Below are 23682 nucleotides of genomic sequence, written 5' to 3' on the forward strand. Positions count from 1 at the left end.
CCTCTTCCCTGCGACCCTCCACCGGCCAGGACAACCGGAAGGAGATTACAGGACCATGTCGAACAACTCGGGATTTTCCCGGGAATAGGTTTCTCTCAGGCCCTTGAGCGGCAGGTTCTTGATATAATCATACGAACGCGAGAGGAATGCGATCAACTGTCCATGGTCCGGGTACCTGGCACGGAGGGGATCCGTGAGGCGGATAAGCGTCATCGCATCAGGGACAGTATCGGGAATGGTCACGCGTGATCACTACATGGATCGCTGAACAATTACTTATGTTTTATTATTTGTATTCTATCAGAACAGAATCGGGAGCCGCCCGGTTCCGGAAGAGACGGGAAAAAGGTACAGGGGCCGGCCGCAGCCGGTGGATTACCGGGTATCGGAGGTGCCCTGGTGGAACGGGCAGAAACAGTTGGTGCATCCCCTGCAGACAAAGAACTGGAGATCCGCGGCAGCGATCAGGCAGAGTGCCACGAAGACATACATGAAAAACGGCTGCATGAGCAGCCAGTACTGGGGAAAGACGATAAAGAATACGACCGGGACAACGATCCCCGTCTTGTCTGCGAAGGTGTACGGCCCCGGCTCGCGCTGAGGAAAGTAGCGGGTGAGTTTCCCCGGGATGATGTGCCCGCAGTCCGTGTCCCGGCAGGGACATTTCATGCAGACCGAGTATATCAGGACAAGGCATGAAAGGAGAACCCCGACGATATAGAGGGCTGCAAAGACAACAGATGACGCGAGGATGGCAACAGTCGCTGTAACGGCAGCAGCTGCAAGGAGGAGGAGGGAAAGGATCCCGTGTACGTGGCGGTTCATGGATATCATCCTGTTATTGCACAGAGCGGCTTAATCATTGTGTTCGGATCCCGGATTTTTCCGGCGGTCATCCGCCGGGAGGTCATTTATGGGTGAAGTACGCCGTTATTCCTGACGCAGTCGCGCTGTCGATCCTGGCAAACCCGACCCGCTCGAACTGGACAACTTTTGAGAGTTCCTCCTTCACCCGGGGTTCGCAGGATCCGTGTATCTCCCCGTCCGGGGTCAGGAGTATGCAGGGGACCGTGTCCTTTGCAGGGAGCCACTGGATGATCCGGGCTTTCGCGGCCCGTGCATCGGCAAGCGAGTCCCCGCCGTAGGAGAACAGCGGCGTTCCGTTGTCCCATGCGACCTTTACATTGAACAGGTCCTTGAGACGGATCATACAAACCCCTTCGGTGATTTCGGCTTTCGGTACAAGGACGTCTCCCGTAAACTCAAGCGTGCGGGTTCCCCGTGCTTCGTCAGACGGGTGGAGCAGGGCGCGGGCCGTGTGATTCGGTGCCCCTGCGATTGTAATCCTCACCGGATCCGGCACAAAGAAGTAACGGTTTGCCACCGGATCGACGATCTTTTTGTTCTCTGCATAGAGGTTGTCCCACGAGAACGAGATGTCGGTTTCGCCGATACCGATGGCAAGCATGGCGTTCTTCACGGCAACGGGGCTGATCCCCCGGCGGGCAAGGGCCCGGAGCGTCCCGAGCCGGATATCGTCCCAGCCGGTATACGTGCCCTCTTTTATCCCGGCACGCATCTGGGAAGTCGAAAGAACCACGCCCTCAATCCCCATCCGGCCATAGTGCCGGTATACCGGCACTTCCCAGCCCATATGGTCGTAGATGTATTTCTGCCGCCGGGTGTTGGCGATGTGGTCCTTGCCCCGGATCACGTGCGAGACGCCGAGCAGGTGATCGTCTGCTACCACCGAGAAGTTCATCAGGGGATACACGTGAGCCTTCACCTTCGGGTGAGGCGGGGCGTCAAGGATCCGGAAAGCGGGGAAGTCCCGCATGGCCGGGTCGGGGTGGTCAAGATCGGTTTTGATCCGGACCGATGCCTCACCTTCCCGGAAGGAGTGATCGAGCATCTTCTGCCAGAGTCCCAGATTCTCCTCCACGCTCTGGTCGCGGCAGGGGCAGGCCTGCTTTGCCATCTTGAGTTCCTTGAAGTGCTCGTTGTCGCAGGTGCAGACGTACGCGCCCTTCCGCTCGATCAGCTGCCGGCAGAGATCGTAATAGATCGGAAGGCGGTCGCTCTGGGTCACGACTTCGGTTATCCCGAGGCCGAGCCACCGGATGTCTTCCCGGACTGTTTCGTAGGCTTCAGGATCGACACGCTTGGGATCGGTGTCCTCAATGCGGAGGATATAGCGGCCGCCATACTGCTTTACGTAAGCATCGTTGAGCGCGGCTGCCCGGGCATGCCCGATGTGGAGCGGCCCCGAGGGGTTGGGGGCAAAGCGCATGATAACGCCCTTTTCCGCCTTCTCGAGATCGGGGAGCACTTTCCTGTGCTCGTGCTTCTCCGAGAGGGCGGCCATCATCTCCGGCGCCCGTTCCTGAAGGGTGGAGGCACGCTCGTCAGGTGAGAGTTTCGCCACATCGGCGATAGCGTCCTTTGCCATGGCAGAGACCTCCTTTGCCCTGCCCCGCAGCTCCGGGTGTGCACCCATCACCATGCCAATGACCGCACCCGCCTGCGGCACGCCCCCGTGCTTCACCGCGTTCTGCAGTGCGCACAAAAAGAGGATCTCCCGTATGTCGTCACCGGCCATCCTAAAAGCTCCGGGTTACGAAGAACTCGCCGATGTCCATCAGGAGCTGCCGCTCCTTCGAGGGAGCGAGCACGGAGAGGTGCCGGTTGCTTTCGGCCACGAGGTCGGTCGCGGTCTTCTTCACCTCGTCGATTACGCCGGCATCGGTCAGTTCCCTGATTGCAGCCTGGATATCCGCAGGTGAGAGGTCCCGCTGGTACTTCTTCAGGTCGAGGCCCTTCTCCCGCGCCCGTATCATAAGAAGGGTCTGCTTGCCCTCGCGGAGGTCAGAGGCCTGGTCCTTCCCGCTCTTCTCCGGGGGGGTCAGGAGGTCGATAATGTCATCCTGGATCTGGAAGGCTATGCCCGTGCTGAGCCCGAAATTGTACAGCGCCTTCACCTGCACACCGTTGCCGCCGGCAAGGATCGCGCCGATACCCGCCGCCGCGGCATAGAGGACCCCGGTCTTCTTTTTCACCATTTCCAGGTACTCGCCTTCGGTCACATCGGTGCGGTGCTCGAAGGACATGTCCATGTGCTGGCCTGCACAGATCTCGTCGCAGGCTTTCGCCAGCATGGTCACGGCGCGGACCTTCGCATCGTCCTTTGCCTGTGCCATGCAGAGGTGCTCGAAGGCCCGGGCATACAGGACATCGCCGGCAAGGATGCCGGTGGGCATATCCCATTTCGTGTGCACGGTCGGGGCACCGCGCCGGAGGCTGTCATCGTCCATGATGTCGTCGTGGACGAGCGTGAAGGTATGCGTGACCTCAAGGGCGAGCGCCGCGTGCAGGATATCATCCGAGCTGCCCGGTTTCACCGTATCTGCAGCGAGCATCACGACCGCCGGGCGGAGCCGTTTTCCTCCTGCAGCAAGCAGGTGGGCCGAGGCCTTGTTCAGTTCGCCGGTCTTGTCGACAAAGTACCGGTCGATCATGTGATCGATGGTTTTTGCAACCGATGCAAGATAGGATGGAAGTTCTGACATGGTTCTCCTCGTTTACGCAATCTTCAGCCGCTGGCCGTTCCTCATCAGGTGGACGGTGGAGTTGGCAGTATACCCCATCTCCCCGGCGAACTGGGTATATTCGGCGTTCATGGTCATGCTTCCGTGCGCAGGGATGATGTGCTGCGGCGAGAGCATCTGGATCATCTCGTAGTGGTCCTCCCGGTACGCGTGGCCGCTCACGTGGAGATCGTCGAAGATCCGCGCCCCGACCAGTTTCAGCCGGGCCTCGACCAGGTGGCGCTGGCCGAAGTTCAGCGGGCTCGGGATGATGTTGGCCGAGAACAGGACCTTGTCGCCGCCCGTGATCTGGTAGGGCGTGTCCCCGGTCGCCATGCGGGTCAGGATCGACCCGGGTTCTCCCTGGTGGCCGGTGACGATGGGCAGGAACTGTCCCTTTCCCGCCTTCATCATCCGGCGCAGGGTCCGGTCGACCGTGCGCCGGTTGCCAAAGACGCTCGTGGTCTCGGGAAAGGAGACCAGTTTCATCTGCTCTGCCGTCACCGCATATTTCTCCATGGAGCGGCCGAGCAGCACCGGTTTTCTCCCTATCTCGTGGGCGCACTCTGCAATCGTCTTGATACGCGAGATATGGGACGAGAAGGTCGAGACGATGATGGCGTTTTTGTCATCCTCGTAGCTGGTGATGGTGTCCCGCACAAGGTCCCGGGCAACCCGTTCGCTCGGGCAGCGGCCTTTCCTCCCGATATTGGTGCACTCGACGATAAGGGCGAGCACGCCTTCCTTCCCGATCTGGCGGAGGCGGGCAAAATCCGGGGGTTCGCCAATGACCGGGCTCCGATCCAGCTTGAAGTCCAGCGCATAGACGATGGCCCCCCGGGGGGTGTGGAGGACCGGGATGACCGAATCGATGATCGAGTGCTGGACGCGGACGAACTCGAGGGTCAGCCCCTGGGACAACGTGTACCGCTGACCGGCTTTGAGCGCGAAGAGCTTGTTGGGGATGTTGAACTTCTGTTCACTGGAGATCTGCTGCCGGATCAGCTCCGTGGTGTACGGGGTTCCGATGACTGGCGCATTGTACCGGTGCGCCAGTTTCGGGATCGCCCCGATGTGGTCGAGGTGCCCGTGCGAACAGACAATCGCTCGTACTGTCCCGTCGGCCGCGTTCAAAACGGTATCATCGGGGATCGCCTTGATCTTGATAAGGTCAAGGGAGTGCATGTTCTCGATCTCCGCATCCTCGTGGATCATCACCTGATCGATGCGGAGCCCCATGTCGAAAATGACAATTTCCTTTCCGCAGCGGACAGCGGTCATGTTCCGCCCGACTTCGTCGTATCCTCCGACTGCGATTATCTCGATTTCCATTCTGTATCTCCTGAGTGCTGTGACTGGTTATTCTTTGTGAAAAATCCCCTGGTTTCGCAGGTTATCGTTTAATCCGTGCCGGGTTGTCCTTATCGATCATCTGGCGGGTCTTACCCGTGATATGCAGGGAAGCCTTCCGGAGGTCGGGAACACGGGCTGATCCTGTCAGGAACATGGCAACCGTGAGCTCCCGGTGGATCGTATCGATAGCATCTGCCAGCGCCTTGTCACCCGTCATGGCGGGTTTGAGGAGCGGGAGTGCCATGCCGCAGAGGTCAGCCCCGAAGGCGAGCCCCTTGGCAATGTCGAGACCGCTGCGGATGCCGCCCGATGCTATGACCGGCCCGCCGGTTGCGAGCACCTCGGCAAGGCTGACGATGGTAGGGATTCCCCAGGAGGCAAAGTCCTGCCCGAGACTTCTGAGTTTCCGGTCACCGGCTTTTTTGCTCTCGTCTGCCCTGACGCTCTCGACCGCCGCCCAGGACGTCCCGCCCCAGCCCCCAATGTCGATGGCTTTCACGCCGGCACCCCAGAGCTTCCGTGCGGCGCCGGCCGAGATCCCGCACCCGGTCTCCTTGACGATGACCGGTTTTCTGAAATCCCTGCAAAGCCCTTCGATAGCCGCAAGGCAGCCGGTCGCATCGTGGTCCCCTTCCGGCTGGATCGCCTCCTGCAGGAAGTTGAGGTGGATTGCGATTGCGTCCGCATCGATCATTTCCACAGCCCGTTCAGCCCATTCTGCCCCGTGATCACGGAGCTGGACAACCCCGAGGTTCGCAACAAGGAACGCGTGCGGTGCCTGGTCGCGGACAACCGAGAACGTATCGGAAAGCGAAGGGTTCTCGAGCGCAGCCCGCTGGGAACCGACGCCCATGCCGATGCCGTACCGTTCCGCGGCCCGCGCGAGCCGGGCGTTCGTCTCCTTCGTACCGGGATGGCCGCCGGTCATTCCCGAGATGTAGAGGGGAGAGGAGAAGGTATGGTTCAGGAACCGGCACTTCAGGTCGATCTTCCCCATGTCGCATTCCGGCAGGGCGTTGTGCACGAACCGGATATCTGCAAGTCCTGCATCGCCGCTTTCTACTTCTTTTTCCGCGCAGATGCGGAGGTGATCGAGTTTTCTCGATGATGTAAACTGTTTCTTGTCTGCCATTCGATCTACTCTCCCCCGACAATCGTCCCGCCATGGCCGGATCCGGCGAGGAAGTCCGGGATTCGCGATACGTGAAAGATATCTGACCGGATCCCTGCGTCCGCAAGGCCGAGCAGCTCGTCGATCTTCCCTTTCATGCCGCCGGTGACATCAGTGTGGCGCGAGCTGCCGATCCGGAGCGCCGCAACCGTCTCTTTCGTAATCGACGGTACAACGACACCCCCGTCGAGCACCCCCGGCACATCGGTGGCAAGTCCCACGCGGCCGATCTTCAGCGCAACGGACAGGTAGCGGACGAGCTGGTCACCCGAGACGATACAGGCCCCGCGCGAGAGGTCCATCACCACGTCGCCGTGGATCACGGGAACCATCCCGAGACCGAGCATTGTCTCCAGGTGCCGGGTCTCGAACCCGACCAGCCGCCCGTTGTCCGCGATGCCGGTGTGCAGCGGATGGACGCCGACAGCCGCCACCCCTTTTTCCCGGAGAGCGTCGACAACCGCGCCGTTGAGGCTGCTGACCGCCCGGTGGGTGACGAATATCCCCTCGGTCTGCCCAGGTTTCGCTCCCGTGTCGAGATGGTAACGTTTCGCCTCGGGATGCCCGCAGGAACCGGCCCCGTGGATGACCACGATCCCGCCGGTCCGTGCACCGGCAATGGCAGAGGCAATGGTGGCAAGCTGCCCGCGGTTGACCGCGCAGTCCGCCTTCTTGTCGGTGATGACGCTCCCGCCCAGTTTCAGGATCAGCCGTTCAGACATTCTTCTCCTTCCTGACGCCTTCCGTATCGATGCCGGTCACGATCGCCCGGGCCTCGCACTTCTCGATGGCCTGGGCAACGCGATGCTTGAGCTGCTTGGGGCAGAGCGCCACCATGCTCCCGCCCCCGCCGGCGCCCGTGATCTTTGCCCCGAACGCACCTGCGCTGCGGGCTGCGACCACCATCTTTGCCAGCTGCGGATGTCCGACCCCGAGAACCTCGAGCAGGTGGTGATTCATGTTCATGTACCGCCCCAGCTCCCGGGGATTGCTCAGGTGGTGGATCGCGCTCATCGTGACCCCCTCGATAGCATCGAGAACCGGATCCACAATCTTCGGGCTTGCCTTTTTTAAGTCCGCCACCTGCTCGACCATCCGTGCCGTGCTGTGCGAGACGAGCGAGTCCCCGACAACGAGGTGCATGTTCTGCGGGGGCAGGCGCCGCCGCGATCCCCCCGCGATGAGGACGATCCCGCCATACGTGGAAACGGTGGTATCGGTGGGGCTTGCCCGCCCCTTCTGGACCTTCTTTTCGATCTCGAATGCCATGTCCGCGATGTCCTCACGGGTCTTGTTCAGCCGGAACTCGTCGTTGATCGCCGAGAGAGTGGCCACCGTGACAGCCGCCGACGACCCGAGGCCGGAGGAGCTTGGGATCTGGGAGTTGATGTACACGCTCCCGATCACGTTCATGGCTTCGAAACATCCGTCGATATACGGGGACTTGGCGCGGGCGGCCCGTTTCGTGTCCCGCACGGTGACGAAGACCCGGGGCTTGATTGCCATGGCTATGCCGGGCTTTCCGTATACCACTGCATGCTCGCCGAACAGGAAGACCTTGCCCGGCGCACTCCACGTTGCCAACCTAGATCACCGCAATACTCGCGTACCCCACGACTTCCCTCTGGTCGCCGGTCACATCACCGCTCGTCGCGTACCGGATCAGCTTCGCCGCTTTCGCCCCGAGGCCGGCGCAGGCGGTTACCATCGCCGTGATCGGGCCGTACCCGCAGGCAGTCACCCGCCGCTCCGCGATTCGCCGGTAGAATTCCTTCGTGTCGAGCGTGAGAAGCGGCTCGATGGCCCAGAGATCGTCCGCCTTCGCCTTCTGTGCAGGCACGTAGTGCGAGAAGTCGCTGGACGCCACGATCCGCACGTCCCGTTTTGTCTGGCGGATCGCGTGGAGGACCTTCTCCGCAAGGCGTATGGCACCGGGGTAGTCCTGCTGGCCCATCATCACCGGGGCGATCCGTGCCCGGGGGAAGCGGTACTTGATGAAGGGCACCTGCACCTCGAGCGAGTGCTCGTCCCGGTGCGAGAGTTCATCGGTCTCGATATCCAGCGCCCGGACGAACTCGGCGTCCGTATCGACAACGCCGAGCGGCGTCTCCCACGGCACTTCGGAGACACAGTTGATGTATCCACGGTGGGAGGGGCCGATCACGACGAAGGTACCGGAAAAACCGGGGGGGATTGCGCCGAACGCGGTGGCGGCAACCTGCCCCGAGTAGATATACCCGGCATGCGGGGAGACGATGCCGAGGGGATTTCCTTCCGGCTTTATTCCTGCGAAGAACCTCTCCAGGAGCTGTTCCAGGTGAGAGGGCTCCCGCGGGTAAAACATGCCGGCAACAGCGCATGTCCGCATTGTCATCGGATTACCCTCTGGTTCTCCTGTTATATCCAGATATCGGTCACCGGAAAAAAGTGGGACCAAAAAAATCAGAAATCGGTCTCGAAATCCTCGGGGGTGAGAGCCGTGGAGATACCGCGGAGACGGAGCATCTCGCGGGTCAGGAGGAAGTAGATCATCGAGAGAGCCTTGCGACCCTTGTTGTTGGTCGGGATGACGAGGTCGACGAACTTGGTCATGTTGTTGGTATCGCAGAGCGCAACGACCGGAATGCCGCACTGGACCGCCTCGTTGATGACCTGGGCGTCCCCGATCGGGTCGGTGACGACGACGACCTGCGGTTCGATGTAACCTTCGAGCACGGGGTTTGTCAGGAGGCCCGGGATGAACCGGCCGGTGGCGGACATGGCGCCGATGGTGTCGGCGAACTTCTTGGCCGGGTACTGGCCGTACTGCCGCGAGGTTACGACAAGGATGTTGGGGGCCTCGTACTGGTTCAAGAACTTGGCAGCGGTCTTGATGCGGGCATCGGTCTCCCGGATGTCGAGGATATAGAGACCATCACCGCGGACGCGGTAGATGAACTTCTTCATGTCCTCGCTCTTCTGCTGGGTGCCGATGTGGACACCGGCTGCAAGGTACTCCTCGACGGGGATGAGCGGCTCTTTTAATTCGATTTCCATTTCATTTACTTGGGTCATAGCTGTTCCTCAATGCGAATCAGTTCGTTTAATTTTGCAATGCGTTCTCCACCCACCACGCCGCATTTTAAGAAAACGCAGGAGAACGCGGTGGCAAGGTGCGCGATGGTCGTATCGGTTGTCTCGCCGGACCGGTGGCTCATCACCGTGTCCAGGCCGTGGGTGTGGGCGAGCCGGACAGCGTCAAAGGTGTCCGTGAGCGTCCCCACCTGGTTGGGTTTTATCAGCACGCAGTTGGCGGCATCCTTCTCGATACCCTGCTGGATGCGGTCAACCTGCGTGACAAAGAGATCGTCGCCGCAGACAAGGCAGCGCCCGCCGATCTGGCTGTTCAGCTCGGCGAATGCGTCGAAGTCGTCCTCGAACAGGGGATCCTCGACATAGACGAGGTTGTACTTGTCCACGAGTTCCGCGACATACGCGATCTGGTCCTCGGTGGACCGCACGGTCTTACGGTACCTGTAGGCCTTCCCGTCCCACATCCGGCTTGCTGCAAAATCAAGCCCCATGTCGACCTCGACGTTCATCTCATCGGTGACATGACCGGTTGCCTCGGCAATGAGCTCAAATGCGAGGGCATCATCGATCTGCGGTGCCCATGCACCCTCATCACCCTTGCCGCAGGGTTTCCTGTGCTTCTTTAAGAGTTCTTTGACATGCCGGTGGACCGCCGCGTTGGCAAAGACTGCCTCTTCGGTATCGGCAGCACCGCCCGGGACCACGAGGAACTCTTGGATCTCGGTGGCGTTTTCAGCGTGCGCGCCGCCGCCGATGACGTTCCCGAGCGGGAGCGGCATCTCCTTTGCGAATGCGCCGCCAAGGTAGCGGAAAAGGGGGAGGCCGAGTGACGATGCCGCTGCTTTAGCGTTCGCGAGCGAGAGCGCAACGGCGACATTGGCCCCGATGCCCGAGAAGTCGGCGGTGCCGTCGATATCCCGGAGCTGCTCGTCGAATGCCTCCTGGTCGGCCGCGTCCATACCGATCAGGGCCGGGATCAGGTTCTGGATAGCGTTGTCGAGCGCCTCGTCGACCGGTTTCACCTTTGCCTCGAACGAACCGGTGCTGGCACCGCCCGGCGCTGCCGACCTGCCATGGCCACCCGTGGTATACACGTCGGCCTCGACAGTCGCATTGCCCCGGCTGTCCAGGATCTTCCGGAGTTCAATAACCTCGATGGTGGTCATGGCGCTCTACTTCCTCTTTACGGTAATGGGGATGGTGTTGTTGCTGAATTCCTCGACCGCGATCTCCAGCGGGTCGATCTTCGTCGTGGTGATAAGTAACGGAGCACCCATTGATATCTGCAGAGCCCTTGCTCCAATGATCCTTGCCCGTTCATACCGGGTATATGTCTGCGTCTGCATGTGTCGTCCTCAGGATTTTTTGTAATTGTACGATTGGAATGGGGTCGCTGAGATTCGAACTCAGGTCACTGCGTCCCGAACGCAATAGGATGGTCCAGGCTACCCTACGACCCCGCATTCATCTTACACTGCTTACTGGTACGGATTGAGCTCGTCAATGATCTCTTTGTGCGTCAGGAGCATGCGCCTGCAGCAGTACCGGGAAATATGAAGATCGTCGAGGATCTTCTTGGGATCCTCTCCCTTCTCCCGCCGTGCCCTGAACTCTTCCCACGCTGCGGAGATGGGTTTTCCGCAGGTGAAACACCGGACTGGAATCACGATCTAACCTCTCATCATATCTTTTGGTTCAGCGATAAGACTTTTGGAACTTCTTGCGTGCACCGCGGCCGTGGGGCTTCTTGGTCTCTTTCTGGCGCGAGTCGTTGACTAAGAGCGTCCTGTCGTAGGCCAGGAAGATATCCTTCATCTGGGGGTCGTTGTGCCACTTGACGATGCCGCGGGCGAGCGCGGTCCGGACCGCCTCGGCCTGTCCCATGACACCGCCGCCGGCAACGTCAATGACGACGTCGATGCCGTGGATGGCGTTGGGGACGAGGAGGATCGGTTCGGCGATCTTCATCCGGGTGGTTTCGGAGCCGAAGGCTTCGAGCGGTACCGAGTTGACGCGGATGACGCCCTTGCCGGCCTTGAGGGTTGCCCGGGCGATTGCTGTCTTGCGTTTTCCGCTTGTATTGATGATCTTGACCATGTCGGGTGCCTCCTTAGAACCTGGCTCCGAGGAACGTGCACACTGCGCCGAGCGTGACGAAGTTCGGGTTGTTCAGGCGGTTCATGTGGACCTCTTCGGGCACTTCCATCTCCTTGCCTGCGAGATCGACCGGAATGCCAACGTAGCACTTGATCCGCTTCATGGCTTCCACGCCGCGGGGGCGCTTGTAGGGGAGCATGCCGCGGATGGTCCGCTTCATGAGGTGGTCCGGCCTGCGCGGGACGAACGGTCCCCAGTGGGCGCCGCTCGCGCCGCGTTCCCGCTTGTGCTGGTAGTTGCCGAGCACGCGTGCGCGGCTGCCGGAGATGATGGCCTTCTCTGCGTTGACGATCGCGATCTCTTCGCCCGCAAGCGCGCGCTTGGCGGTGATGCTTGCAAGGCGGCCGAGGAGCAGCCCGTCGCCGTTGATGATGGTTACCATAGCTTCTTCACCTCAGGATCCGGACACCGCTGCCCTTGGGGTTGTCGCTGATGAGCTGTTCGATGGTCATGCACTGTCCCTTGGCGTCCCGGATCTTGCTTGTGGCCGATGCCGAGAAGTTCAGCGCCGCGATTTTCACGGACTGTTCCAGCACGCCGCTCCCGAGCACCTTGCCGGGGACGAGGATCGTCTCGCCTTTCTGGGCGTAGCGGTTGATCTTGGACAGGTTGACCTCCGCGTAGTTCCGGTTGGGGGTCTCGAGCCTGCTTGCGATCTCGCGCCAGATCTTCGCCTCGTTCTCGCGTGACTTGTTTTTAAGGAGCGAGATGAGGGTGGTGAGACGGGGGTTCGTCTTCTCGATGATTCGTGTCATTTCTTTTCATCCCCTGATAATTCGCCGAGCTGTTGTTCCAGCGTGTCTGCCTGCTCCTTCACAAAAAGCAGCGCACGGTTCATGATCTCTTTGACCGGCAGGGACCCGTCGCTCTCGACCATGTAGATAAAACGGTCGTTCTCGGCGGATATTGCAATTGCCGGTATGTCCCCGATGCCGGTCGAGAGGCAGGCGCGTTCGCAGAGCCTGCACATCGAACAGTCGGGAAGTTTTCCGGGTACAACCTGGACTTTCTTACCCTTGACTGCAAGAATCCCGCGGGGGCACTCGTCAACGCACAGGCCGCAGGCGTCGCAGGCATCGCTGATGGTGACCACGGGGTGGTTCTTGTACCCGCAGACGAGCGTGGGCTGCCACTTGGCATGTGCCCGGCCGGTGTTGAGGGTGGCCCTGGCCTCGATGACGAGTTTCTGCCCCTTCGTGAGCTTCACGATGGGGATGTTGTCGTATACCGGCGCGGTCTTCGGGTCCTGCGGGATCAGGTCGCTTGACATGACTGTCCGGGGGCCCTCGACGGAGAGGGTATACGTTGCCGTGCAGCCCGGGCATCCCGCCCCGCCGCACGAACAGGTGTCCTGTGTGGAGTAACTGGAAAGGTCTGTCTTTAAGGGAATGAGCCCGAGCCGGTGGGCCAGCATCTCGTCGAAGAGTGCGCTCGTGTTGTCGTAGATGCGCACATCCTCGATGGCAAGGGTCGGTACTTCACCGATCATTGCGCGGCGGAATGCGTTGGCAAAGGCCGTGCTCGCTCCCGAGAGCGTGAATCGTGCGAGGGAGTCGTCCAGACTGGCGAATTCGATCTCCATCAGACTCTCCTTCCTCTCCTGCCGCCCTTGGGCCGGCACGAGTCGTGGGGAATCGGCGTTACATCTTCGATGCGGCCGATGCGCATGCCTGCACGGGCAAGGGCGCGGATGGCTGCCTGGGCACCGGGGCCGGGGCTCCTCTGCTTGCCCTGGCCGGGCGCACGCACCTTGACGTGGACACCGACGATTCCTTTCTCACGGGCGGTCTGGGCAACGTTGCCCGCCATCTGCATTGCAGCATAGGGCGAGCTCTCGTTGCGGTCCTGCTTGACGACCATCCCGCCGCTCGACTTGGTCACGGTTTCGGCACCGGACAGGTCGGTGATGGTGATGATGGTGTTGTTGAAGGACGCAAAGATGTGGGCGATGCCCCACTTCTCCTTCTCGTTTGCTGCCATGGATTACCTCCTCCCGCCGCGGTATCCTTCGGACTGCGGCATGGGCTTGGGGTTGCTGGCGGGCTTGGCGATCCGTACCTTCTCCGGGTGGGCGTCGGAAACGAGCGGCGATGTCCCGTAGTAGGAGACCTGGCCTTCGTCCTTGCGGGAGACCTGGTAACCGGGGATATTGACACGCCTGCCGGCGATCGCGATGTGTCCGTGGGTGATCAGCTGCCGGGCCTGCTTCGGCGACCGGGCGAGTCCCTTGCGGTACACGACCGTCTGGAGGCGGCGCTCGAGCTGGGTCTGGACCTTGAGCGAGAGAACATCGTCGATCCCCGCATCGGGGCCGAGAAGGCCTGCACGCTGGAGGTGGCTGATGAGCTCTTCCTTCTTGGCCTCGTACGTGTCGCGGTGGGCCTCGCTGGAACCGAGGGCCAGCAGTTCGCGGGCTGCCTTGCGGTACCTGCGGAGATGGGCCTGGGACTTCCAGACCTCGCGCTTGTTCCGGAGACCGTATTCGATCACGAGACGGGTCTCGTTCTCGATGCGGGACTTCTCCCACGGGCGCTTGGGGGTCTGGTAGGCCTTATGATTCTTGCCTGGGTATCCCATGGATTATGCCGCCCCCCCTTCCTTCTTCTTCTTGACACCGACGGTCGCGCCGGTCCTGCCGGTTGACTTGGTGCGCTGGCCGCGGACCTTCTGCCCGGTCTCGTGGCGGATGCCCTTGTAGCAGCGGATCTTCCGCATAAGGTTGACATCCTCATCTCTTGCGAGGCCGACATCAGCGCCGAAGAGGTGTTTTGCCTCACCGGTGTAGACGTCCCTGGGGCGGTTCGCCATCCAGCCCGGGATCTTGCCCGAGTATTGTTCGACTGCCGTGCGGATCCGGTTGACCGAGGCCTCGTCAAGGCGGCCAAGGGTCGCGTACTCGTCGACTTTCGCCATCCGGGAGATAACCGTAGACGTATGCCGGCCGACGCCCTTGATGCCGGTCAGGGCAACCCTGACGGACTTGGTGCCGTCGAGATCGCTGGTCCCGATCCTTACAAAGTATTTTATTTCGTCTTCCTGAGCCATCCAATCCCCTCGTTGTGTGAGATCTTCTCTTGAAGCGCTGAGGGAGGGATTTGAACCCTCGAGTCCTTTTGGGACACAGGTTTAGCAAACCTGCGCCATACCAGGCTTGGCTACCTCAACAGAGGAATCTCGCATCTTCTCAGACACTCGCGGTGTATGTGGTACGCCGCTCCATGAATGGTGCTTATTCTATGGGGAGGGGGAGGTTATAAGCGTTTGTGTAAGGAAGCCATTCACAGAAAGTGAATGTAATCTAAAATTCATGAAATAATTGTTCTCCTGAGTTCGTAGTATTTGCCATTATAGAAAAGAATTGTCTCATATTTCGCGACCAGGCGACCTTCCTCGCAACTGAACTTTCCTCCACCGATACAGGAGGGGTACATATATCCATCGTATTTCTCACAGGTCGCTTTGGTATTCTTACCCCCGTTCATAACTGCGTCAAGTTCGGGAAATTCAGAAAAATCCTTTTCCGTGAGTATATCTGCTGTGCTAATATTTTTTGGCATCCAGTTCGCTATTTCATACACCTCAAATTTTCCGCCACAAAGACGGGGGCCGGGGTGTTTCAACATATTCGGTAACGAAGACAGGATAGCCAGGGGATAACGAATCTCATGAGGCAACCAGAGATGCGATGGCCCGATATCGTTCCTGCTGTAAATATAATGGAGGGGGGATGAGTTGTATTCCGGCCGAGCATCTTTCTCTGCCCTGCCGATGTAAAATAATTCACCATTGAGGGATGCATATCCCAGAATGACATCCGGACCTACCGTTATCTGGAAATTATACCTTTTTTCATCTGCAAATTTTCCAGCATAGGTAATTATCCCGTCACTGCTCTTGGTCGTGTCTGAATTCGTGATATTGACGAGGTATTCTTTTCCCCGGATACGGATCGGAAAGAACGATCCGGATTTTAATTTTTCCTGCATCGCAGGGATATTGAATGTCACCAGATCATACCTGCTGATTCCTGATGGGAGATTCAGTTTTTCAGGATTCCGGATACCGCCAGCAGCAAGGTCAGCGGGAGATCCGGCACCCTTCACAATAACATTGGTATATCCGGGAATTTCGTAAGGAATACCGGAATTCTGCTCGATATACCCGGCTGTAACCACTGCCGCGATAATAAGCAGCAATACAGCCAGGACAGTACGATGCGGGATCACGGCACGCCCGCCTCCGGTACCTCCCTTACAACGAACTCCGCGGATAACCCGCACCGGTACTGGATCCGGTATCTTCCGGGAATCCAGCCGGTCGTGGCGAAGTGCATGGGCTGGCATGACTCATCGTAATACGCCACATCGTCAAACGGCAGCATCGTGACAATCGGCAGCCGCATCACCTGCCATGATTCGTTCTTCACGAGCCGGGCGATGCGGTACGAGCACGGGTGGTCGGTGCACCCACCTTTCCCCGGGTTTGCATCCACAACATAAAATTCCACGACCTCGCCCACGTTATAGGTCCGGGCATCAAGGACGATGGATTCGAATGGCGGGGGTGTTTTTGGGATGCCGGTAAGCTGCGGGCCGGGGGGTATCGCAACGGGAGAATCCGGTTTCTGCTGTCCCGTGCATCCCGCTGCCAGCAGCACCGCTGCGGCAAGCAGGAGCAGGGTGATTCCCCCGTACACAGAGTTCATGGAGTTCACCTTCATTCACCGTTCCGCTAATCCGGGTATACTATGGGAACGATAACCAGGAGATCGTAACCGTAACCGTCCTGCATCTTGCTCTCCTCAGTTACCAAAAAACCCCCGCACCCGTCGAATACCGAAGCATTGACCGTGAAAGTGGTCTCGTTAAGGCCGGCATTGCCTTTTGTTACCTTCGTTGTTCCGTTAATACCAGCCCGTTCGCCGAAAGCCGGCATATCTGCCGCAGCGATCGGGCGGATCTCCCATGACACATCATTGCCAACGGAGAGATTGGTCGTGCCTCTGAAAGTACAGGTCTCGGCAGGATGGAAAAGATGATATGACTCTGTCAGTTCCATCTCCGGGCAGGGACTGATCCCGATGAAGTACGGGCTCGCGGGAATTGAACTGACTTTGAAACCTGTCCTGGCGGAAACGGGTTTCCGCCCGGGATGGTGATCCTCGGATACAATATATTTGTCGTATTCAACCTTGGGGAAGAGCGCTGTATCGATGTCGATTGCAGTGGTATTCGTGCCATCGCTGCCTTTCTTAATCGTCATATTTCCTTTCATTATGGTTGTACCGTTAATTATGGAAGAGACCTCAAACTCAAGGTTGTCACCGGCAGGAAAGATGGTTGTACCGTGAACCGTAAACCTGTCCCCGTATTGTTTGTCCGCGATGGGATCCAGATTGATATCGTCATGCTTTTTCTCAAGGGTAATCGAAAGGGTATCCCGGGTATCTCCCTTCACAGCCCGTTCAACAAGGATCAATGGAATCGTATCGTCCCCGGTACCATCAGGGTAATCATCCGGGACCAGTTCCGCAGGATCGATATAAACATGCGTGTAATTCCGGCCACCCTTCCCTCCTGTGACATGAATCCTTGTACCTGCAGCACTGGCATTTTTGAACGTGAATTCAGCGGACGGCGACTCGATCTCACAGAGTACTTCCGTTCCGGCCGGGAGGTTGGTAAAACCGGTTACCGAGAATCTTTCCCTGACATCTCTGCTGCCGATATGGCTGATTTTAATCCAGGATGCACTGTTGTTGGTTTGCAGGGGGGTTTCTTTCGGAGTTTCTGAAGTGGTTGCGGAATCCACCGTGCATCCCGCCGCGAGAAGCACTGCTGTAGTGAGCAGGAGGAGAATGGCCGGGATTTTGTATAGCGGGTGCATGACAAGTCAATGGAAGGTGAACCTGATAAAATGGCAACAGCATCCCTTAAATATATTATGAAATATTTTTGCCTCCATGTCCCGCACGCTCGCCCATACCGGTTCCGGATTGTTGTAACAAGGGGGTCGAATTAATTTTTCTGATGTCCCGGAAGATGTCTCCATGAAGAATCAGTCGCTGAATTCCGGTCATACCAGTCCCGCGACCGGGAAAACCAGAAAAAAATAAATTCGACCCCCTCATCCCGCCCGCTGGATTTCAGCAAAAACGACCGATTTTCACGACAGCAGACACTATCTGGTATCAATCATGATGGGCAGGGGGGGTCGAATTAATTAAAATGTACCGGCACGATTGTGGCCGGAAAATAGATGGACTGATCCAGCACGTGGGACTGGCAGGCAGAAGGCTATCCCAGCTCGAACGTTGTCACGCCAAAGATCTCCTCAAGCGGGAGCGGCACGGGATCGCGGGTGGAGTAGAGCCGGGCGGTGTGGAAGACCGGGACCATCTGCCGTTCCTCAACAAGCGCGACAGCAGCCCTGTTCGGCACCGGGATATCGAGGAAGAACGGCTCGGCAGGGATCTGTGCGATGAGCCCGTCAAGGATCAGGTCTGCTGTTTCCCGGTTCTTCGCAAAGAGCGGCCCGATCTTGTATCCCCGGTGGCAGGTCCGCCGGACACCGTAGCCGAGGATCTTCCCGCTATCATCCAGACGGGCAATCCCGAAATGGTCCTTATGGCCGATCCAGAACCGCAGGAAACTCTCACGCTTCGCAGGGAAATGCGCTGTATCGTACGAGAGCAGATCGTCAAAGTTCACTTTCTGCACAGGCGTAAGGCCTTTCGGCATCAGGCCTCCGCCCCTCCCCTCATACCGGGCATTGTTGTAGTGGAAGAAGAGCCCGCCGTCCTTTTCGTATTTCGGCACCATTGCAACAACCCCGTCGCCGCCTACGATACGGGACCCGGCATGGCGCATGGCGTGGCGATAGAGCTGCATCCCGATCCCCTTCCCCCGGTACTCCGGTTTCACGATATACAGGCCGGCGAACGCGAACCGGTCGTCGTAGTTGAGCACGGAGACGGACCCGGCCATCCTGCCGTCAATCTCGGCGCAGAAGAATCCCCCGGGGTCCTCCAGCCAGAAGCACTCCGCATCCGCAAGGCCGGGGTTCCACCCTTCCGCAACCGCCCATTCCACCGCGACCGGGAGCTCTTCCTTCCTCATATTTCGGATCTGTATCTTCGCCATAGAGTACAACCGTGGACGGGATATTGGGCAGGAAACTACATACAGGTGACGGTCCGGTGGTATCTGCAACCGTTCCGGTACTTACGCAGGCAACGGCCGGGAACGATCTCCCGTGAAGGTGGCAGGGAGAGATGAGGAGCCCGGCCGGTCACTTCCCGGCAAAACGGTACGACCCCTTCGGGACCCGGATCTCGAACCGTGCCCCTTTACCCGGGACCCCGGTCTCGGCGATCGTCATGCCGGTAACGGAGAGGATCTCGCGGGACAAAAACAGGCTTCCCGAAGCTCCCGAACCGATACCCTTCTCGAAGATGGTCTCCTTCCGGTCATCCGCGATCCCCGGGCCATCGTCTTCGATGAAGATCACTGCCTCGTCACCAGTAACGGAAAATCCGGCACGGACGACCGTTGCCCCCTTCGCGTGGACGATGGCATTCTCGATGAGGGTGATGAACACACGCTCGAGAAGCGAATCGGCATACACAGTCAAGCCTTCCAGCCTGAAATCCCGTTTCAGGGAACCGAGGTCGAGATGGGAGATGGCAAAGAGCATCACCTCCATGACATTCTGCCAGCGCGGCGGGCTCATCCCCATCTCGTTGTACTGCCGGGCAAAATGCAGCGATTGCTGGATCTCGCGGACAACGGCTTCTTCCTTCTCGAGAAAGCTTTTCAGCTGGGGATCGGCAAGCCTGCCTTTTAAGAGTTCCAGGTATCCTGTCTGGACAAACACCTTGTTCTGGATATCCGAAAAGATGACCGTGTTGAGGAGCGCGATCTTCTTGGTCAGTCTCTGGAGTGCGTTCTCGAGGCGCTTGCGTTCGCTGATATCGAAGGCCAGAAGACCGAGCTGGGCCACTTCGCCATCGTCCCCGAGGACAGGATAGTAGGACACGAGGTACGTCCTGCCCCCCTTCTCGCTCTCGAAATGGATGGTTTCTTTTGTCCGGATCGCCTCCTGGACGAAGCGGTTGTACGTATCGATATCTTCTCCTGATATGAGCGACGGGTAATCGGCCCCGGTCATCTCCCCAACCGTTTTACCAAAGAATCCTGCAAACGCCGGGTTCACGAGGAGGATCGTTCCCGTCCGCGAGAACAGGGCTGCCGGGCCGGGCATGGCATTGACAAAAACCCGCAGCTGCTCCTCCCGCATCAGCAGGTCCCTGCGGGATGTGATAATCGTCTTTTCGAGCTCGGCCAGTTCGTCGTTACCGGAGAGGACCGGTTCGAGAACTGCTGCGGGGCCCTGACCGAGCGAACGCACATGGTCCGTCAGCCGTCCCATGCGCTGGAGAACGGTCCGATCCATGACAATGACGACGATAAGCCCGGTCAGGATTGCCCAGAGGGCGAGAAGGGCAAGGTACGTGACGATATTCGCGTACCCGGTCCGGTACAGCTGCCGTTCCTTGGTAACGCTGATTACGATATCCCGCCCGGCGAGATCCCTGATCGTGCCAAAGCCGGTGATCCAGCTCTCGTTATCGGGAACAATGATAAATTCCTCTTTTCCCGGCAGGCGGTCAAGACCGGAAGGGAGGCTGGTTTCAGTGCGCCCCGGGGTCGGCGGGTAAAGGACCATCCTGAAGCCGGTCAACTCGTTGATCCGCCGGAGGGAATCGTATTCCAGATACCTGCCCATGACAAGTGTCCCGTGGACCGGCCCGGTCCTGTCCGAATGAAGGATTGGCACGGAGGCAACCATCATGGGTCCGTCGGGAGTAAGCAGAAGACCTGCTATCCCAGGACTGTCTTCGGGGGGCCGGGAAAGCCGGGTATTACCCGTTACGAGGTTTTCAAGATCTGCCGGAACCGATCCGTTTGCCCGATAGCCCTGAGACAATACCTGCCCGTAGATCGGAATTCCCTTTTCATCAAGGATCATGAACAGGTTCAGGTGGATCGTTGCCAGAGCGTCCGGCTGCGTGTTGCTCTCGATGAATTCCGGGTTCCGGTCGGCTGCGAACCGGTACATATCGTCCCACCATGCCCAGTCCTGGGCAGTACTCAGCAGCGCACCAGACTCCTGCGCAAGGGCAGAGCGGCTCTGGTTCATGGAGTCGCCCATGTCCTGCTCCTCGATGCGGTCGAGCCCCGAGAGGGTCACCGAGAGCGAGACGACCGCTATGATGATGAAGAAGACAAAGAATGTCAGGCCAAGGATGAGGAGCGAGCGGTTTCTCAGGTTCAATGGCGCCTCCCCGCGATAATCCCGTTATCGGTGTAAGAAGTAATTAACAGAACCCCTAGAAAAAGGATCCGGTGATGTCATCGGGATTCCTGGCGGTGTATGGCCGGTTGCGGTATACTTCACGCCGGATATACCGAATCCCCTGGAGATGAAAAACCGGCGCCGGAAAATCATGAAGCGTATGGCGTTGTTCCGGATCGCGGGTTCCATGCTGACCCCGAAAACCGGCAGGATGTCTGCCTGCGCCATGGCGCCGTTCCATCGGTTTTTCGCCACGATACGCATTACGCGTTGCACACACGAACACACGACCCGGGCAGCGTGACTGATCGGGGATGAACGGGACGCAAAAAAAGTGATCAGAGTGCCTTTACCAGCGATGCGCGGGTGACGATCCCGGCAAGTTTCCCCTTGTCCATGACCGGCACTGAGCTGATGTTCTTTTTGAGCATCAGGGCTACGATATCGGACACCTTAGCCGTCCGTTCCACAGAGACGAGCGGGGAACTCATGATATCCTTGACGAGCAGGTTCCGGATCCGGTGGTCCTGGTGGTTTCCTTCCACCGACTCGCGGAACTTCCGCAGCGCGATCGCCACGTCCGTTTCCGTTACGATCCCGGTATACTTTTCTTTCTCCGACACGATGAACCGGGTGATGTTGTCGTCAAGCATCCGGCGTCGGAGGTGGACCACGCGCTCCTCTGCCTCGATGGTGACCGCCTTTTCGAGGGCCCCATTGATCCCGCCCTCGGGCTGGAACTTCTTCAGCAGATCGCCGGCGCCGACCTGGCCGATCAGCTTATGGTCGGCATCGTAGACCACGACCAGCTTATACTGCTGGAGCAGCGGGATGAGCACGTTGATACTCTCGTCAGGGTACACGCTCGTGAACTCCTCCTCGACCACGCTCGCCACGTGGATGGCCGTGGGTGCGATGGTGGAATTCTGTTTGCTGCCCAGTTTCTCTGCTATTGCCTTGCGGGACACGGTCCCGACAACGGAATTGTTATTGACCGCGATGAGCGGATCGATGCCCTCATCGAGCATCTTGTCGAGCGCTTCGGTGATTTTTGCCGATTTTGCGATTGTTGCGGGCTTTGCCATTACGTCTCGGATAAAAACTTCTTTTGTCATTTCGCCACTTCCTTTATGATATCATCGCGTTTTATGATTCCGGTTACTGTGCCGTTCTCCACGACAACAAGGCTGTTGACATGGTGTTTCTGCATCGTTTCAAGGGCCTGCGGGACCGGAGTCCCCGGGGAAACCGTGAGGACAGGGCTCGTCATCACGTCCCCGGCAGTCACGGATGCAACTGCCATGAGAGCGGGACCCGGCCCCCGTTCTGCCGTTTCGCGCCGTTTTATGGTCACGTCTTTTCCCATCACACCCGACATCTTCGGTTCATCGTTGTAAAATGCAAGGTTGGTCTCGGAGATGATGCCGGCAGGTGTGCCGTCATCATCGAGCACGAGCACCTTGTCGTTGCGTTCCCGCATGACGGATATCACCCGGTTGATCGAGTGGTACCGGCTCACGGTGGGTACATCCTCCATCACGTCACCGACCGGCCGGGTTATCCGGCGGACGAGGACGGACTTCATCAGATCCGTCTTGGTGATGATACCGGTCACGACACCGGCATCAACCACCGGCACGCTGCTGAAGTTTTTTATCGTGAAGATCCGTGCGATCTCTTTGACCCCGGTATCGGGCTGGACCGTGACAGGATTCTCTGTCATGAGGGCTCCCACCGGGATCCGGTCGAGCGGGCGCCGGCGCCAGGCCGGCTCTCCTTTCTGCATGCGGTACGCGATATCCTTTTTCGTCAGGATCCCGACCAGCACGCCGTTCTCCATCACCGGGAGGCGGGAGATATGATGCCGGACCATCAGGTTGCGGGCATGGGCCACGGTCGCCTCAGGAGAAACGATATGAACCGGCGCGTTCATGATATCGCGGGCGTACATCGTCATCCCTCCCGTGCAAATGCCCGCACAAGGTCGAACTCGGTAACGAGGCCGATCAGACGGGAGTCCTCGATCACGGGGAGCGCCCCGATGTTCTTTTTGAGCATCTCGCGGGCTGCCTCGTTGATGCTCCGGCCGGGTGTTGTCGTGATGAGCGAGCCGGCGACCAGCGTGCGCACGGGGAGGCTGGTCACTTCCGCGATGTTGCCCGTGGTGAGGCGGGAGAACACTTCCCTGCTCCCGAGATACCGCATGATATCGGTCGCCGTGATGATCCCGTAGAGCACGTCATCACTGACGACCGGCAGCCGCCGGAAGCGGTACGTGGTCATGTCCTTTGTCACCTTCGCTATCGGGCAGTCGGGCTCCGTGACGCGGAGGGCGGTTGTCATGACGTCCTCGACGGACAGCATGCTCCGCTCGGACGCCAGCACCCTCAGCACGTCGCGCTCGGTCACGATCGCGGCAAGCGCCCCGTCGCGGCCGGTGATCGGGATCCCCCCGGTTTTTTTCCCGGTGATGATGCCGACCGCATCGCGGATACTGGCATCGTGCCCGAGGGTGACGGGTTTCTGGGTCATGATGGTCCGCACGTTCTCGTTCAGCGCCGCGATGAGGTTCCCGTTGTGCCGCACCTCAACGAGACGGTGCTTGTCGCCGCCCCCCATGAAGTTGATGATGTCTCCCGAGGTGACGATCCCCCTCAGCTTCTTCGTGCCGGGATCGGTGACAGGGAGGCGGCGGAACCCGCACTTCGTCATCTGTTCCACTGCGCCGATGATACTCTTTGAGGGGGGGATGGAGATAACGTCCGTTGTCGCGATCGCCATCACTTCGCCTTCCTGCTCTGCGATCCTGGACTTGAACTCGACCGGGCCCCGGTCGAGCTTGCCCTGCATTTTCAGGAGCCGGTCGCCGCCTTTGGCGATCCGGTCGTTCTGGTGCATGATCACCCTCCGACTGACTGTATCTGCCGGTGGCGTGACCCGGACGGGTCCGCACCGGTTTTTTCACCCATACTCGTAATCCTGTTCCTG

The 23682-nt window shown here is 59.1% G+C and carries 29 protein-coding genes and 2 tRNA genes; 1 reads left to right on the top strand and 30 read right to left on the bottom strand.

Annotated elements, in window-relative coordinates; genetic code table 11:
• Nucleotides 1-45 precede the first annotated feature (45 nt).
• The 27 genes from A4E33_RS05280 to A4E33_RS05410 all read right to left on the bottom strand — a co-directional run bounded on the left by A4E33_RS05280 (nucleotide 46) and on the right by A4E33_RS05410 (nucleotide 20673).
• On the bottom strand, nucleotides 46-243 hold the full coding sequence (locus tag A4E33_RS05280; RefSeq protein ID WP_292346644.1) for a hypothetical protein: 198 nt from the start codon (nucleotides 241-243) through the stop codon (nucleotides 46-48).
• Between the two features lie 132 nt (nucleotides 244-375).
• Entirely contained in the window at nucleotides 376-825 is a 450-nt protein-coding gene (locus A4E33_RS05285) for a hypothetical protein (RefSeq protein WP_292346645.1), read from the bottom strand.
• A gap of 82 nt (nucleotides 826-907) precedes the next feature.
• Nucleotides 908-2599: a glutamate--tRNA ligase gene (locus tag A4E33_RS05290; protein WP_292346646.1), complete on the bottom strand. Its 1692-nt coding sequence runs from the start codon at nucleotides 2597-2599 to the stop codon at nucleotides 908-910.
• Between the two features lies 1 nt (nucleotide 2600).
• Nucleotides 2601-3566, bottom strand: coding sequence for a polyprenyl synthetase family protein (locus A4E33_RS05295; protein ID WP_292346647.1), 966 nt, complete (start codon nucleotides 3564-3566; stop codon nucleotides 2601-2603).
• Between the two features lie 12 nt (nucleotides 3567-3578).
• Nucleotides 3579-4916 carry an RNase J family beta-CASP ribonuclease gene (locus tag A4E33_RS05300; RefSeq protein ID WP_292346648.1) on the bottom strand — a complete coding sequence of 446 codons (1338 nt, stop codon included), beginning with the start codon at nucleotides 4914-4916 and terminating at the stop codon, nucleotides 3579-3581.
• A gap of 61 nt (nucleotides 4917-4977) precedes the next feature.
• The gene (fni, locus tag A4E33_RS05305; RefSeq protein ID WP_292346649.1) at nucleotides 4978-6069 is read right to left on the bottom strand and encodes a type 2 isopentenyl-diphosphate Delta-isomerase; all 1092 of its coding nucleotides are present in this window, start codon (nucleotides 6067-6069) and stop codon (nucleotides 4978-4980) included.
• A gap of 5 nt (nucleotides 6070-6074) precedes the next feature.
• Nucleotides 6075-6830 carry an isopentenyl phosphate kinase gene (locus A4E33_RS05310; protein WP_292346650.1) on the bottom strand — a complete coding sequence of 252 codons (756 nt, stop codon included), beginning with the start codon at nucleotides 6828-6830 and terminating at the stop codon, nucleotides 6075-6077.
• A complete protein-coding gene (gene mvk / locus A4E33_RS05315) occupies nucleotides 6823-7692 on the bottom strand; it encodes a mevalonate kinase (protein ID WP_292346651.1) in 870 nt (289 codons plus the stop codon). Before mvk ends, A4E33_RS05310 begins: the two co-directional genes overlap by 8 nt.
• A 1-nt stretch (nucleotide 7693) precedes the next feature.
• Nucleotides 7694-8482, bottom strand: coding sequence for an AmmeMemoRadiSam system protein B (amrB, locus tag A4E33_RS05320; RefSeq protein ID WP_292346652.1), 789 nt, complete (start codon nucleotides 8480-8482; stop codon nucleotides 7694-7696).
• A gap of 68 nt (nucleotides 8483-8550) precedes the next feature.
• Complete coding sequence (rpsB, locus tag A4E33_RS05325) at nucleotides 8551-9162, bottom strand: 30S ribosomal protein S2 (protein ID WP_292346653.1); 612 nt, start codon at nucleotides 9160-9162, stop codon at nucleotides 8551-8553.
• Nucleotides 9159-10346, bottom strand: a complete 1188-nt coding sequence (gene eno / locus A4E33_RS05330; RefSeq protein ID WP_292346654.1) for a phosphopyruvate hydratase — start codon at nucleotides 10344-10346, stop codon at nucleotides 9159-9161. The genes rpsB and eno overlap by 4 nt, the downstream gene beginning before the upstream one ends.
• A gap of 6 nt (nucleotides 10347-10352) precedes the next feature.
• A complete protein-coding gene (locus A4E33_RS05335) occupies nucleotides 10353-10526 on the bottom strand; it encodes a DNA-directed RNA polymerase subunit K (RefSeq protein WP_292346655.1) in 174 nt (57 codons plus the stop codon).
• A gap of 39 nt (nucleotides 10527-10565) precedes the next feature.
• Nucleotides 10566-10640, bottom strand: a tRNA-Pro gene (locus A4E33_RS05340).
• An 18-nt stretch (nucleotides 10641-10658) separates the two neighbouring features.
• Complete coding sequence (locus A4E33_RS05345; protein ID WP_292346656.1) at nucleotides 10659-10847, bottom strand: DNA-directed RNA polymerase subunit N; 189 nt, start codon at nucleotides 10845-10847, stop codon at nucleotides 10659-10661.
• Between the two features lie 28 nt (nucleotides 10848-10875).
• Nucleotides 10876-11277, bottom strand: a complete 402-nt coding sequence (locus tag A4E33_RS05350; protein WP_292346657.1) for a 30S ribosomal protein S9 — start codon at nucleotides 11275-11277, stop codon at nucleotides 10876-10878.
• A 13-nt stretch (nucleotides 11278-11290) separates the two neighbouring features.
• Nucleotides 11291-11719: a 50S ribosomal protein L13 gene (locus A4E33_RS05355; protein ID WP_292346658.1), complete on the bottom strand. Its 429-nt coding sequence runs from the start codon at nucleotides 11717-11719 to the stop codon at nucleotides 11291-11293.
• Nucleotides 11720-11726: 7 nt separating this feature from the next.
• On the bottom strand, nucleotides 11727-12092 hold the full coding sequence (locus A4E33_RS05360; RefSeq protein WP_292346659.1) for a 50S ribosomal protein L18e: 366 nt from the start codon (nucleotides 12090-12092) through the stop codon (nucleotides 11727-11729).
• The gene (locus A4E33_RS05365; protein ID WP_292346660.1) at nucleotides 12089-12919 is read right to left on the bottom strand and encodes a DNA-directed RNA polymerase subunit D; all 831 of its coding nucleotides are present in this window, start codon (nucleotides 12917-12919) and stop codon (nucleotides 12089-12091) included. Before A4E33_RS05365 ends, A4E33_RS05360 begins: the two co-directional genes overlap by 4 nt.
• Entirely contained in the window at nucleotides 12919-13317 is a 399-nt protein-coding gene (locus A4E33_RS05370) for a 30S ribosomal protein S11 (RefSeq protein ID WP_292346661.1), read from the bottom strand. The genes A4E33_RS05365 and A4E33_RS05370 overlap by 1 nt, the downstream gene beginning before the upstream one ends.
• 3 nt (nucleotides 13318-13320) lie before the next feature.
• Entirely contained in the window at nucleotides 13321-13914 is a 594-nt protein-coding gene (locus tag A4E33_RS05375; protein ID WP_292346662.1) for a 30S ribosomal protein S4, read from the bottom strand.
• Nucleotides 13915-13917: 3 nt separating this feature from the next.
• A complete protein-coding gene (locus A4E33_RS05380; RefSeq protein ID WP_292346663.1) occupies nucleotides 13918-14382 on the bottom strand; it encodes a 30S ribosomal protein S13 in 465 nt (154 codons plus the stop codon).
• Between the two features lie 35 nt (nucleotides 14383-14417).
• Nucleotides 14418-14502, bottom strand: a tRNA-Ser gene (locus A4E33_RS05385).
• A gap of 140 nt (nucleotides 14503-14642) precedes the next feature.
• Complete coding sequence (locus A4E33_RS05390; protein WP_292346664.1) at nucleotides 14643-15533, bottom strand: hypothetical protein; 891 nt, start codon at nucleotides 15531-15533, stop codon at nucleotides 14643-14645.
• A gap of 26 nt (nucleotides 15534-15559) precedes the next feature.
• Nucleotides 15560-16042, bottom strand: coding sequence for a hypothetical protein (locus A4E33_RS05395; protein ID WP_292346665.1), 483 nt, complete (start codon nucleotides 16040-16042; stop codon nucleotides 15560-15562).
• A gap of 26 nt (nucleotides 16043-16068) precedes the next feature.
• Nucleotides 16069-17223, bottom strand: coding sequence for a hypothetical protein (locus A4E33_RS05400; RefSeq protein WP_292346666.1), 1155 nt, complete (start codon nucleotides 17221-17223; stop codon nucleotides 16069-16071).
• Nucleotides 17224-17633: 410 nt separating this feature from the next.
• Nucleotides 17634-18455, bottom strand: coding sequence for a GNAT family N-acetyltransferase (locus A4E33_RS05405; RefSeq protein WP_292346667.1), 822 nt, complete (start codon nucleotides 18453-18455; stop codon nucleotides 17634-17636).
• 172 nt (nucleotides 18456-18627) lie between these two features.
• On the bottom strand, nucleotides 18628-20673 hold the full coding sequence (locus A4E33_RS05410) for a CHASE4 domain-containing protein (protein WP_292346668.1): 2046 nt from the start codon (nucleotides 20671-20673) through the stop codon (nucleotides 18628-18630).
• 172 nt (nucleotides 20674-20845) lie between these two features.
• On the opposite strand from A4E33_RS05410, the gene A4E33_RS05415 reads away from it, so the two are divergent.
• The gene (locus tag A4E33_RS05415; RefSeq protein ID WP_292346669.1) at nucleotides 20846-20998 is read left to right on the top strand and encodes a hypothetical protein; all 153 of its coding nucleotides are present in this window, start codon (nucleotides 20846-20848) and stop codon (nucleotides 20996-20998) included.
• Between the two features lie 34 nt (nucleotides 20999-21032).
• Here the strand turns inward: A4E33_RS05415 and A4E33_RS05420 are convergent, their stop codons facing one another.
• From A4E33_RS05420 to A4E33_RS05430, 3 genes are read right to left on the bottom strand one after another with little or no spacing between them, the layout of a single operon-like run.
• Complete coding sequence (locus A4E33_RS05420; protein ID WP_292346670.1) at nucleotides 21033-21809, bottom strand: CBS domain-containing protein; 777 nt, start codon at nucleotides 21807-21809, stop codon at nucleotides 21033-21035.
• A complete protein-coding gene (locus A4E33_RS05425) occupies nucleotides 21806-22651 on the bottom strand; it encodes a CBS domain-containing protein (RefSeq protein WP_292346671.1) in 846 nt (281 codons plus the stop codon). The genes A4E33_RS05420 and A4E33_RS05425 overlap by 4 nt, the downstream gene beginning before the upstream one ends.
• Nucleotides 22648-23592 (bottom strand): CBS domain-containing protein, encoded by a 945-nt coding sequence (locus A4E33_RS05430; RefSeq protein ID WP_292346672.1) that lies wholly within the window; start codon nucleotides 23590-23592, stop codon nucleotides 22648-22650. Before A4E33_RS05430 ends, A4E33_RS05425 begins: the two co-directional genes overlap by 4 nt.
• Nucleotides 23593-23682: the final 90 nt, after the last annotated feature.

This window comes from Methanoregula sp. PtaB.Bin085 (assembly GCF_002067035.1).
Taxonomy (GTDB): domain Archaea; phylum Halobacteriota; class Methanomicrobia; order Methanomicrobiales; family Methanospirillaceae; genus Methanoregula.